The 13,544-nt window shown below is 32.4% G+C and carries 12 protein-coding genes; 1 reads left to right on the top strand and 11 read right to left on the bottom strand.

What is annotated here, in order from left to right; translation table 11 throughout:
* Window position 1: 1 nt before the first annotated feature.
* The 4 genes from ACI313_RS04985 to ACI313_RS04970 are packed head-to-tail and all read right to left on the bottom strand — an operon-like array spanning window position 2 to window position 4,584.
* Window positions 2-1,450 carry an FGGY-family carbohydrate kinase gene (locus tag ACI313_RS04985; RefSeq protein WP_439755446.1) on the bottom strand — a complete coding sequence of 483 codons (1,449 nt, stop codon included), beginning with the start codon at window positions 1,448-1,450 and terminating at the stop codon, window positions 2-4.
* Window positions 1,447-2,373 carry a transketolase family protein gene (locus ACI313_RS04980; RefSeq protein ID WP_439755445.1) on the bottom strand — a complete coding sequence of 309 codons (927 nt, stop codon included), beginning with the start codon at window positions 2,371-2,373 and terminating at the stop codon, window positions 1,447-1,449. The genes ACI313_RS04985 and ACI313_RS04980 overlap by 4 nt, the downstream gene beginning before the upstream one ends.
* On the bottom strand, window positions 2,370-3,185 hold the full coding sequence (locus tag ACI313_RS04975) for a transketolase (RefSeq protein WP_439755444.1): 816 nt from the start codon (window positions 3,183-3,185) through the stop codon (window positions 2,370-2,372). Before ACI313_RS04975 ends, ACI313_RS04980 begins: the two co-directional genes overlap by 4 nt.
* Before the next feature lie 4 nt (window positions 3,186-3,189).
* Window positions 3,190-4,584: an L-fucose/L-arabinose isomerase family protein gene (locus ACI313_RS04970; protein WP_439755443.1), complete on the bottom strand. Its 1,395-nt coding sequence runs from the start codon at window positions 4,582-4,584 to the stop codon at window positions 3,190-3,192.
* A gap of 157 nt (window positions 4,585-4,741) precedes the next feature.
* Here ACI313_RS04970 and ACI313_RS04965 point away from each other — a divergent pair, with 157 nt between their 5' ends.
* Window positions 4,742-5,758: a LacI family DNA-binding transcriptional regulator gene (locus tag ACI313_RS04965; protein WP_439755442.1), complete on the top strand. Its 1,017-nt coding sequence runs from the start codon at window positions 4,742-4,744 to the stop codon at window positions 5,756-5,758.
* Between the two features lie 42 nt (window positions 5,759-5,800).
* Here ACI313_RS04965 and ACI313_RS04960 read toward each other — a convergent pair whose 3' ends face one another.
* The 7 genes from ACI313_RS04960 to ACI313_RS04930 form a co-directional block, all read right to left on the bottom strand.
* A complete protein-coding gene (locus ACI313_RS04960) occupies window positions 5,801-7,117 on the bottom strand; it encodes a prolyl oligopeptidase family serine peptidase (protein ID WP_439755441.1) in 1,317 nt (438 codons plus the stop codon).
* A 64-nt stretch (window positions 7,118-7,181) separates the two neighbouring features.
* Complete coding sequence (locus ACI313_RS04955; RefSeq protein ID WP_439755440.1) at window positions 7,182-8,618, bottom strand: PTS transporter subunit EIIC; 1,437 nt, start codon at window positions 8,616-8,618, stop codon at window positions 7,182-7,184.
* Between the two features lie 245 nt (window positions 8,619-8,863).
* Entirely contained in the window at window positions 8,864-10,225 is a 1,362-nt protein-coding gene (locus tag ACI313_RS04950; protein ID WP_320609081.1) for a 6-phospho-alpha-glucosidase, read from the bottom strand.
* Window positions 10,226-10,240: 15 nt separating this feature from the next.
* Window positions 10,241-11,824: a PTS transporter subunit EIIC gene (locus tag ACI313_RS04945; protein WP_439755439.1), complete on the bottom strand. Its 1,584-nt coding sequence runs from the start codon at window positions 11,822-11,824 to the stop codon at window positions 10,241-10,243.
* Window positions 11,825-11,834: 10 nt separating this feature from the next.
* A complete protein-coding gene (locus ACI313_RS04940) occupies window positions 11,835-12,665 on the bottom strand; it encodes a PRD domain-containing protein (RefSeq protein ID WP_320609079.1) in 831 nt (276 codons plus the stop codon).
* A gap of 15 nt (window positions 12,666-12,680) precedes the next feature.
* Window positions 12,681-13,163 carry a PTS sugar transporter subunit IIA gene (locus tag ACI313_RS04935; RefSeq protein ID WP_439755438.1) on the bottom strand — a complete coding sequence of 161 codons (483 nt, stop codon included), beginning with the start codon at window positions 13,161-13,163 and terminating at the stop codon, window positions 12,681-12,683.
* Between the two features lie 172 nt (window positions 13,164-13,335).
* Window positions 13,336-13,544, bottom strand: a 209-nt coding sequence (locus tag ACI313_RS04930; RefSeq protein ID WP_439755437.1) for a hypothetical protein, incomplete at its 5' end; no start/stop codon positions are given.

Genomic DNA, 13,544 nt, shown 5'->3' with positions numbered 1-13,544 from the left:
TTTATCTCCTGATTAAAATCTTAATAGCATCATGCCAACGTGCCATTGTTTTTTTCCAAATTGTTGTATCCATAACACTATTATAAGTCCTATATTCATTATTATTAACGATATCTTTAGTATATATATGAGCAGTTATACCTGCAAGATAGCCAACTCCAATCGCACTTAACTCTTCTTTATTAGATGCTAAAACTGAACATCTGGCCATATCACTTAGAAATTGCATCAAATAGACATTTTTACTAGGACCTCCATCTGTTTTTACTTTGTTTAAAGATAAAGAACTATCGCTTGCCATCGCATTTAAAATATCTGTAATTTGATAAGCAATACTTTCCAAAGATGCTTTTACAAGTTCATTTTTTGTTGTTGTTCGCGACATTCCATAAAACATTGCTTTAACGTTATCATCCCAATACGGAGCGCTTAACCCACTAAAAGCAGGTACTAAAACAGTTTCATCTTCAGGGTTTGCTAAAGAAACAATATCTTCAATTTCGCTTGGATTATTAATTAATCCTAAATCTTTTTGTAGCCAAGTGATAACAGCACCCGCATAATTTATATTTCCTTCAAATACATAAGTCATTTCATTATCTAATTTCCAAGCTAATGATGTTGTTAAGCCGTTTTTGGATTTTTTATATTCTTTACCAATATTCATCATTATTGATGAGCCAGTACCCAAAGTTATTTTAACATCACCACTTGAATGACATCCTTGTCCATACAAAGCCGCATGTGAATCGCCCATAACCGCTAAGATAGGAATTGGTTTTTCGAATAATCCTTCAAAATCAGTGGTACCAAAACAATCATTACTATTACACACTTCTGGCAATCTATTCATATCTATTTCAAACAATTCACATAATTCTTCCGACCATTTTCCAGTATGAATATCAAATACTTGTGTTCTTGATGCATTGGAAGCATCTGTTTTAAATGATTTACCATTAGTTAGCTTGTATATCAACCATGAATCTATTGTTCCTAACATATAATCATCACTTGGATTGATATTTTCAATTAGCCATCGCATCTTACTAGCTGGAAAATATGGGGATAATACAAGTCCAGTAATCTCATAAATTTTATCTTTATAGCTTTCATATCGTTTACAAATTTCACTAGCCCGATTACATTGCCATACAATAGCATTGGCTAATGGTTTTCCACTTTTATCCCACATTACAGTCGTTTCACGTTGATTAGAAATTCCTAATGCTTTGACATCATCTAAATTAACATCAATATCTGCAAATAATTCTTTGACGACCGTTATCGTATTTCGATAAATTTCTTCAGGATCATGGCTTACATAACCTAATTCATTAATAATTTGTTTATGTGCTTTATCATTTCGTTTAATTATCTGACCATTCTGATCAAACAACAGCGCCTTAGTCCCTTGTGTACTTTGATCAATACTTAATATATAACTCATAAGTTTTCTAGGACCTTTTCAACAATACCTTTTTCATCTAACCCATAATACGCAAACATTTCTTTATTCGTTCCAGAAATTAAATGTTCATCAGGTAAATTTAATTCTAATAAAGGTGTTGGTTGATATTTTGATAATGTTTGAGCAACAATTGATCCTAATCCTCCATATGGAGCATGTTCTTCAATCGATACAACAAGTTTTACACCTTTAATATTTTCTAATAAAGTATTTACATCAAATGGCTTAATGCAATACATGTCAATTAGACCGGCGCTGATTCCTTTTTCATTTAATTCTTTAACAGCTTTTAAAGCATATGGAACCATTTCACCACATGCCACAATGCATACATCAGATCCTTCAGCCAAAACATTAGCTTTATTTAATTCAAATGACATATTTTCATCATATATATCTTCTGTCGCGCTACGACTAACACGAATATATGCTGGTTGCTCATCTTTTAATAGGTTTTCAACTAATTTAGCTGTTTGAAATCTATCACTTGGACAATATACACGCATTCCACATAAAGAACTCATAGCAGCAAAATCTTGGCAAGAATGATGTGTCATACCTAAGGCACCATAACTAACCCCACCTGAAATACCAATTAAAGTAACATTCGTATTCGAATAAGCAACATCTACTTTAACTTGTTCATAAGAACGAGTTGTCAAAAAACTTGCTGGTGAAGCAGCAAAAACCTTTTTACCACAAGAAGCTAAACCCGCACTAATACCAACTAAATCTTGTTCTGCAATTCCTACTTCTACAAATTGTTTAGGAAATTCATTAGCGAAGGGAGTTAAAGATCCACTTCCTCTTGAATCACTACAAACAACAACAATTTCTTTATCGTTTTTAGCTTTTTCTAATAATACATCACAAATAGCTTGTCTATTCGTTATTTTATTCATGCTAATACCTCTTCAATTTCTTTAATTGCTATTTCATATTGTTCCTCACTCATTACACCATGATGCCATTCTTTCGCATTTTCCATGTAAGAAACACCTTTTCCTTTTATTGTGTGAGCCATCACGACACTTGGCTTTCCTTTAATTGTCATAGCTTCTCTATAAGCTTTTTGTAATTCAGCTGTATCATTTCCATCTAGTACTTCAATTACATGCCATCCAAATGACTTAAATTTTTCACTCAATGATGCCGTTGACATAACTTCATCAGTTGTACCACTAATCTGTAAACCATTTAAATCAACAGTTGCACATAAATTATCTAATTTATATTGGCTTGCTGCCATCATCGCTTCATAGTTTGAACCTTCTGCCATTTCTCCATCACCTAGCACAACATAAGTACGATATGTTTTTTCATTCATCTTTGCAGCAAGTGCCATTCCTACACCAATTGATAAACCATGTCCCAATGAACCCGAATTAATTTCTACTCCATTTATATCTGTATTTGGATGCCCAATAAACTTTGAATTAAAACAAGAGAATGTATCGATTGCTTCTTGTTTATCAAAGAAACCCTTTTCTCCTAACACGACAAATAAAGCATCCGCGCAATGTCCTTTTGATAATAAGAAACGATCATGGTCTTCATCTTTAAAATTTTCTGGATTAACATTCATAATATCAAAATATAAGGTTGTTAATATATCGATTACACTTAAATCTCCGCCGACATGACCTGCCTTCGATTTATGCATCATTTCAATAATATCTTTTCTCAATTCATAAGATTTTCTTTTTAAATCCATTGCCTTATTCTCCTCTAATATAAGCTTTTACTTCTTCTTCGTTGTCATCATATAAATCAACTTTGATATTTAAATACTTACAAGCTTCATATAATACAGGAACAACATCTTTATGAATTCCTACGCAATGATGGATATATGGTCCCTCAACAATCTTTGCTTCTAAGCGTTTCCAATTTTTAACTTCTACCCAAACATATGTTCCTTTTGTATATGGACCTTCAATTCCTTTCGCATTTCCAAGTAACAAGGAATATTCTCCATTATCTCCATCAAAACGACATAAAGTCATTTCACCGTGCTTTGCTTCAGCTTCTACAGCTCCAGGATAGTCAAACGCTAATGGATAACCAATTGTAGGTTTGCATGATGCACATGAAATTGGCCATGGCCCACAGTGTTGTAACAATTCACCATTATCATTGTCCGGATGTCTAACTGTCCAATCCGCAAAGAATGAACGAGCTTCATCCATACCAGCAGCTTCAACCATAATTGCAGTAATTGCACCATGAATATCAGTTTCACACACTACCGGTAATCCTTCTTCATTCAATAAGCTGTTGGCAGCACATGGCATAATACCTATTTCGGATTGAAGTGCATTCCAACATTGAATTGCGATTGCATTACAACCATATTTAGTTGCTAAATCGCGCATAGCCACTTTTAATTTAGCCACATTTCTTAATTCTTCTTCTTTTACTTGAATACAAAATTTATCTTTACAGTACGAAATAACTTCATTTACTTTATCTTCATCTGCATTATTCATTGCTACTGTTAATTCATTTAAAGGGATTGGTGATAATTGAATATTATATTTTTCAAGTAATTCTCCCTCATTACACATTGTTGACAAGAAATCAAATGGTCTAGGACCGATTTGTAAAATACGTGTATGTCTGAATGCTTTTACAACATTACATACTGCCAAGAAATTTCTAATTCCTCTTTCAAATTCAGAATCTTCTAAATTACAATTTGTTAAATAAGTAAATGGTACTTTAAAGCGTCTTAACACTTTTCCTGTTGCAAATAACCCACATTGTGAATCTCTTAATCTAATACCATTTTCATCTGGTCTTTCGTCTCTTGGTCCCCAAAGTAATACAGGTACATTTAATTCTTTTGCTAAACGTGCAACCTCATATTCCGTTCCAAAATTAGTATGAGGAACAAATAACCCGTCAATTTTTTCTCTTTTAAATTTTTCGGCTATCAATTTACAGTCTTCATCATCATGTAATAATGTATCATCCGAAATATCATCAATATCTACATAATCAATTTTTAAATCTTTCAATCTTTGTCTAGTTAAATTAGCATATTCTACTGCTGCCGGAGCACTAAAAATGCTTCTTCTTGTAGGTGCTAAACCAATTTTAATTTGTGCCATTGCCACATTCTCCTTAATCTTTATCTTTGGTTTTATTATATCTTTGAGAAAACTTTATTAATACGATAAATAAAGTGATATTTGATTTATTTTAACTTTATTTATTGTTTATAAAACTTTATTCTTTTATAATTAATTTAGAAATGAGGATATGCCTATGTCTGTAACTGCTAAACAAATTGCCAAAAAATTAAATATCTCTGAAACCGCCGTTTCAATGGCATTAAACAATCGGCCTGGAGTTAGTACGCAAACTAGAAAAAGAATAATTCAACAAGCAGAAATGATGGGTTATGACTTTAGTAAATTATCTAGAAAAGCCAATAATCATGGTGACATTTATTACATAATATATCGAGCTCATAATGCCATTTTAAACTACACACCTATTTTTAATGAACTAATTGAAGGAATTGAGCAAGAATGTCGAAACAATGATTATCGTCTTAAGACTTTGCAAATTTATGAGCATATTGATGATTTGGAAAAATGCTTAGAAGATTTAAGATATAAGGGATGCATTGGTATTATTTTATTCGGAACTGAAATGAGTGAAAGTGTTGCGAAACAATTTTATTCTTTAAATATCCCTATCGTACTTATTGATACTTATTTTGATCGTGTTGAATGTAGTAGTATCTCTATCAACAATCGTCAGGGAGCATATTTTGCGACTAATTTATTAATTGAAACTACTCATGAACAGCCTGGATATTTAAAATCTTCTTATGAAATTAAAAACTTCAATCGTCGCCGCGATGGATTCTATAAATCAATTATTTCGCATGGAATGTCTAAATCTAAATCCATTATTCATGAACTATCACCTTCAATTGAAGGTGCATACTCAGATATGTTAGAAATATTGAATAACGGAGATGACATTGCGAAATGTTACTTTGCAGATAATGATTTAATTGCTATTGGAGCAATGCGAGCTTTTAAAGAAAAAGGATATAGAATTCCTGAAGATATCTCTATTGTTGGATTTGATAATATCAGTGAAAGCAGTATAGTAGAACCTGCCTTGACAACAGTGGATATACCACGTAAATTCATGGGACAAACAGCTGCTTTACAGTTAATTCGTGAAATTCAATTTCCAATTCCACATACTGTAAAAACGGAAATATCAACTAGTATCGTTCAAAGAAAATCCACAAAAAAAATATAAAAATTAGCTGTAGCAAATAAATAAATGCTACAGCTCTTCATTTTATTTAGTCATTGGGGGAATACGATTACTCAATGGAGCTTTTTTCTCATTACGAGTAGTTCCTAATTGTTGTTTACCCATCCAATCCCATAATGTACAGGGTTCCTCTCCTTCAATTACAGCTAATCCATTATAGTCTTGTTTAATTACATCATCTAACATTGGCACCCAAACACCATGGTTAAATATTTTTAAAGGTCTTCCTAATTCGTCTTTGTATTGACCTGTAGGATCTACTACTTCATCTAAAAAAGTAAAATGCAAATTATCATGACCCAAATTTCGTAACATCTTATATAAAGGAACAGTTGTCTCATAAGGGTCTACTAGTTCATCTTTTTTGGCATGAACAAACCAAATAGGTGTATGAATCAATGATTGAATATCATCATTATCAATATTAGCCACATAATATGGTGTACAACCAGGAGCCGCAGCCGCAAAGAAATTTGGATAATCCAATAACATTCTCATAGTCATAAAACCACCATTTGAAATACCAGTGATATAAATTCTAGATGTATCAATGGTATCTTGATGCTGTGCAATAAATTCATCAATCAAATATTTTAACGGTTCAACATAAATGCTTTTATTTGATTTCCCTAGTTTTTCTTCACCATTATCCATCCATACTGTTGGTGATTGAGGAGCCAAAACATATGCTTTACCACAAAGTTTACGTTGTATATCAAAACTTGAAAACGCCGTTACACGATTTCCTGTATAAGCCACAAGCGGATTATCTCCACCTTCTCCTGCACCGTGTAACCAAATTAACATCGGAATTTTTTCGTTTATATTTTCAGGAGTAAAATATCCATACTTTAATGGCATTGTTTGATGCGACGAAACAGAGTTTTTCCATCCCTTCAATTCATTACAAATATCATCAACACAAGTATCAAACACTAATCCACACACATTATGATCATCTGCTGGTAATGGTTTTGTCTGCGTAATACGATATTCATTAATTAAATAACGACTACTTAAAACATTCCCCTCTATACGTTTTCCAAGTCTTTCTTCATCAAATTGAAGAGCAACATAATTTGATTTAAACCTTTTGTTGCCAGTACTATCACACGGATAAATAGTACGTACTTTACGATATCCAACCGATGGAAATGCTTTAGATTCACCTTTTTCTTGACGCATTAAAATTTCACCATTTAATTCTTTACGTTCTGTATAAACATTAAATGTATCAACATCTATATCATTACTACCTACTATTACAGGTAATTCTAAAATTATTTTTGTGATATACGGACCTGTATCTGTAAGTCTTGTTACCATTTTATAATTTGCCATACAATCCTCCTTGTGGATATATAACAAGATGCATAAGACCATCCTCATGCATCTTTATTATATATTATGCTTTTTCTTTTTTAGGTTTACCTTTGAAATTTTTTAAACTAGTTTTTCCACCATCATCAAATCCAATAATTAAACCAACAACTAATGCAGTTACAAATGCTAGTAAACATCCACCAACACCCGCAATGGTTTGAGCAGTTGAACCACCAACATAACTCATAACACATAAGAAGTTACTAACACCACCAGGAATAAAGATTGCTCCACCAAATAATCCGATGACTAAACCACCAACAAATCCACCAATGATTTCAACAATCATAGCTTTTTTGTTTCTTAATAATACAGCGAAAATTGTAGGTTCAGAAATTCCACCAACACACAATGTAACAGCATTGGCTCCTGCAATTTGTTTTTCTTCACCTTTAGATCGTAAGAAATAAGCAATTGCCATACCCATCAACGCTAAGTTAGATGCATTTGAACCAGCTAAAATGATTGGATCATATCCCAATGTAGTAATATTTAATAATGCGATTTGAATTACAGCAACATGCATTCCAGTTGCAACCATAAACATCCAGAAGGCACCAATTAATGCAACTGCAAGAGGCCCACAGAATGAATATAACCAAGAGAAGAATCCACTTAATCCAGTACCAATTAAGTTACCAATTGGAGCACATACACAGAATAATACCGGAGCCATCACAATAATTGTTAAGAAAGGAACTCCAATAACTTTAACTACATTTGGAATAATTTTATTAAAGAAATCATAAACATATTTTAACACCCATACTGCAATTAATGAAGGTAGTACACTTTGTGAATATGTTCCTAATGCAGTTGGGAATACACCATAAAATTTAAATCCTACATCAGCACTGTTTGCAACAATATTAATCCAATTTGGATCAATTAGTAATACGCCCAATAATAAAGCTAAAGGAATACTAGTATTTAATTTTTTTGCTGCACCATATGCACAGAACACAGGCATAAAATAGAAACCAGCTTGTCCAATCATGTTAATCGTTTGCATTAGTTGACTTGATTCTTCGCAAACATTTAGCATTGCTGGACCTAATAATGTATAGAATAATTTAAAGAATGCTGTACCCATCATGATAGGAATCATAGATACAATCGATCCTGAAATATAATCTAACATTTTAGAAGGAATTTTTTTGATATCAAACGGTTCTTTATCAAGATTTTCCTCTATTGCTTTTCCTTGTTCAACACCAACTAATTTACAAAATTCAGGATAAACATCCGCTACTTGTTGACCAATAATGATTTGAAATTGTCCTCCTGAGAATTGTGCACCTAATACACCTTTGATTGCTTTAATAGCATCAACATTGATTTTTGATTCATCAACATAACCAATTCTTAGACGTGTCATGCAATGAACTGCGTTTTTCACATTTTCCTTACCACCAACATTAGCAAGAATTTCTGTACAAAAACTTTCGTACTTACTCATATTTTCTTTTCTCCTTTTTTAAGTAACCGCTTACTTTTTATTTCTGTCTTTATTATAGAAATCATTTAACTTTATTGAAATAAAAAATAAAGTAATAATTACTTTTTTTATAACTTTATTTTTTCTTTAGTTCTAAATACATGTAATTTTTAGTTGCTTAGTATCGATTTTCAAGGAAGTAAATCATAGTATACAAAAAAAGTGTGCACAATTAATAACTGAACACACTATTTTTTTGGTTTATTTTATTTTAATTCAGGCCAATACTCTTTGTTAGCTTCGATCATATCATCTAAGATAGCTTTTGCTACGTTCATACTTGGTACTGTTTTATTTAATGTGAATGCTTCTAATGCTTTTTGGTAAGAACCTTCAATGCATGCTTCTACAACTAATTTTTCAGAATTCAATTGTTGCATCATTAATCCTTGTTGGAATAAAGGAATTGGGTTTTGAGCAATAACTTCTGGTCCATTTTTACCAATGTATGCTGGTACTTCAACCATGGCATCATATGGCATATTAGGAATCGCTCCACGGTTTTCTGTGATAACTAAGAAACGTGCTTTAGTATTGTTCTTTAATGCGATAGCTAAATCGGCAATCCAATCTCCATGGCTTCCTGCATAGAATGATGTTTCATCCACAACTCCTGTTTCAATGTATTTATCGATTCCATCGAATAAGTTCTTTTCACGGCTTTCCATTACTTCGTTAGCTCTTGTGTATTCTACATTTGAGTGTTCAACGAATTCTTTTTGTTGTAGGTAATAGTTTAAGTAAGTATTTGGTAAGTAGTTAGGGAAGTTTTCAAGGATTTCGTATTCTCCTTTCCATACATAGTACCAACTACCTTTAGCGTGTCTATTTCCTTTTGCACTTTTATTTGAAAGAGCTTGTTTGTCTTTTAAATAAGCATCTGGTAATAGAATTTCGTGTTCTTTGATATAGGCACGAAGTGGTTCCATTAAGTCTTTTCCTTTATATTCAATGGAAGTGAACCATCCAAAGTGATTTAATCCAAAGTAATCATATACAATGTTTTCTTTGTCTTTAATTTCCATAGCCGCTGCTACAACATCAATAATGGCAATTGGCATGTCACAGATATTAATAATACGTGCCTTTGGTCTTAATTTACGACATGCTTCCGATACAATTGAAGCAGGGTTTGAGTAGTTTAAGATCCAATAAGTTGGTTTAGCGTATTTTTCTACATCATCGATCATTTCAATCATAGGGAAAATGGTACGCATTCCATAGGCCATTCCACCTGTTCCACATGTTTCTTGTCCAACGCATCCATGTCTTAGAGGAATTTTTTCGTCTTGTTCACGCATTTTATATCCACCTACACGCATTTGTGCAAAGATGAAGTCTGCGTCTTTATAAGCTGTTTCTTTGTCTGTTGTTTCAACTAATTTAATGTCTGTATGAAGTTCTTCTTCCAACACCCATTTAACCAATACCGCAACTTTTCCTTGGCGAACTGGATCAATGTCGTATAAACGAATTTCATCTACTTCTAGTTCTTCTCTTCTTAAGGCAATTGATTTAACGATTCCAGCAGTGTATGTACTACCTCCACCAACAATAGTAATAATCATATTTGTATTCCTCCTTTAATTGTTGTTCATGTAATCTTCAATGGCATTTCGCATATTTGCGACTTCTAAGCCATATACAATTTGAATGTCATTGTCTTTTTTAACGATTCCACTGTTTTTAACTTTATTAATTAATTCTTCATTTACTTTAGATAAATCATTCACATTTACTCTTAATCTAGTAAAACAATTTTCTAATTCATTGATATTATCTTTTCCACCTAAACCAGCTACTAAACTCGCAATGTCTAGTGAATTATTTGTGTTTTCTTTTACTTCAACTTGTTTTGTTTCTTGAACAGGAATTGTACTTGATTCTGTTTCAGCAGCTACTTCTTCTCTTCCTGGTGTATGGTAATTAAATTTCTTAATTAAGAATGAGAAGACAACGAAGTATAAAATAATTTGTACGATTCCTAAGATAAACATTGTAGGCCAATGTGTTTTAGAAACACCTGCTGATACGTTTAATAAAACCGAAGCCAATAAGTTTCCACCACAGAATGCGGTAACATCGAAGATCTTTAATAAGGCAATGAATAAACCCGCAAAACATGCATGTAATACCCATAATAAAGGTGCTGCGAAAATAAACATGAAATCAAGTGGTTCAGTAATTGTTCCTAAACAAGCTGTTAAGATTAAAGGAATAATAGTTGCTCTTGTTTTTTGTTTATTTTCAGGATAAGCCGTATGAATGAAAGCCAAACCAATTCCAATGTAACCAAACATTTTAGTGAAACCAGTTGCCATATAGTAAATACTATCTGAGAAACGAGGAATATCCATTTGTAGTTCACTCATAACAATGGCATATGCTCCCGATACAACTTGATCTCCTACTTGTAGTGTTCCACCTAATGGTGAGAAAACAAATGGAGTAGATACTAAGTGATGTAAACCAGTTGGAATTAATAAACGTTCTAAGAAACCATATAAGAATAATCCAAATGTTCCTGTATTTTTAATGACATTCGCTAAAGCAGCGATTCCTTGTTGAGCCCATGGCCAAACAATGTTTCCAGCACATCCAAATAAAACAGCTACAACAAACATTACTAAGAAAGAAAAACGAACTCCAGAGAAGATTTGTAATGCTCCCTTAAATGTTTTTTGACAAGTACGATTGAATGCATATCCAGTTAAACATCCCATGATGATTCCACCGAATACACTCATATCCACACATTGAATTCCTAGGATTTCAGCTTGTCCTGTTCCAATTAATCCCACAAAAGCATCAGCAGTTGCTAATTGATCTGTAAGAGTTAATAAAGTATTTGATGTTTGTAAGAAAATTAAATAAGATAATAAACCAATTAAAGCAGCTTGATATTTATCTCTTTTTGCTAGGCAAGCAGGAATTCCTACCGCAAAGACAACACTTAAGTTATTGATGACAATCATTACTCCATCGTAAATAATTTGTCCAACAATTTGAATTGGTTTCCATTGTAAGAATGGTAAAAAGCTTGTAATTGTACTATTTGTTAACAGAACACCGACAACCATAATCATACCTGCAACAGATACATACATTAATGGTTGTACCATGGCCTTAGAAAACTTTTCTAAAGCTCCCATTATTTTTTGTTTCATTGTTTTCTCCCTATTTAAAAATTTTTGTTAAGTGTACCAATAAATACACTTCCTCTTCTTCACTTAATTCATATTTAAATTTATCCAAAATAAAAGTCTTTAGACGCATTATATAAACTTCATTTTTTGGATTCGTTTCCAATAAAATATGATGTAAATTATCCATACCCTCATCTAATTTTTCATTCCCAATTTTCGTATCACTAAAAATACGCTGAGCCAAAAACTTTAGATGCGTAGTTAAACGCATAGTATTAAAATCCTCATCATTTAAAGAAACACCATACACATCTTTAACAAGAGCCAATGCCTCTTTGACCAATGTCAAAGTATTAATTGTAGCGGACTTATCCATAGAAGAACTCACTAACTGCAAAGCAATGTATCCAGATTCATAATCAGGTAAAGTACAATGACAAATTTCATTAATTTGTTTTACTCCCCAATACGCAATTTCACATTCCTTAGGATATAACATCTTTGTTTCGGACATCATCAAGTATGGAAGCTCAATATTATTTTCCAATCTCTCAAGTGCAAAACTAATGTGGTCTGTCAAAGAAATAATAAGCTGATCTTTTAAAACTAATCCCTGTTCACGTGCATACTCTAAAATCACTTCAGCTGCCTTTAAAGCCTCTGGTCTAGTATCTTTTAAAAGTTGCATGAACTTTGTCTGCAAATCATTTTGTATATAGTAAACTTTTTCTATTTTATTGCGATCAATTCGATCTCCTGCCTTACGATTAAATCCAACACCCGGACCAATGACAATGGCCTCACCTTTATTGGGAATAACCGTAGAAACCGCATTATTATTAAATACCCTAATTGCTTTCACTTGCGTTTGTCCTTTCTATTCTCCATATTCGATAACGATATCTTTTCCACATTTTACATTTTTATTACTATATTTTTCTTTTACCCCATGACTAGCTTCATTTAAAACAATCATCATAGTTGTCATGTCTAAGTTATGGCTTTTCATAAACTCAGCATCAAATTCAATAATAGGCTGACCCATCTTCACATCACAACCCTGTTCCACTAAAACAGTAAAACCATTTCCACCTAAGGCAACTGTATCAATGCCAATATGAACCATAACTTCAATTCCATCTTTTCCCGTTAAACCAAAGGCATGTTTTGTTGAAGCTACCATTGTTAAGTTTCCATCACATGGACTAACTACTACATTTCCATTAGGAACAATTCCAACTCCATCTCCCATTGCCTTTGAAGCAAATACTTGATCATTTACTTGTTCAATAGGAATACACTTTCCATCAATGGCAGCTACAAGTTGTTTATTCTTATTTTTCTTAAGAAATGAAAGCATCTTTTCCTCCTTTCCAGCGTCTTTTTCGATTTTTCAAGAAAGGATTAAAAAAGGCATGAATCCCCTCTATCATCGAGAACTCATGCCTAATTGAATAGTCACATGTAAAATATTTATTTACGAAATGATTTTAAACCATTTCGAAACCGTTTTCAAGAATTATTTTTAAAATTTAGTTACAAATTAATTTACGATACTGTTCCCTTTCACTTTCATCGTAATTTAGAAAAGAATAAGTATCTTCAAAAGATTTGTGATATTCATTCATAATCAAGCGAATTGTATCAACTTTTTGATTCATATATTTTTCACGCTCTTCAGTTCGACCAATATCAATTCCCTGACTAATTCCTTGAGTGATTCCTTTTTCTAAAGCTCTTT

Source organism: Floccifex sp. (genome assembly GCF_051873495.1).
Classification (GTDB): domain Bacteria; phylum Bacillota_I; class Bacilli_A; order Erysipelotrichales; family Erysipelotrichaceae; genus Floccifex.
The sequence above is the reverse complement of the archived record's forward strand: the minus strand, read 5'-3'. Positions and strand labels throughout refer to the sequence as shown.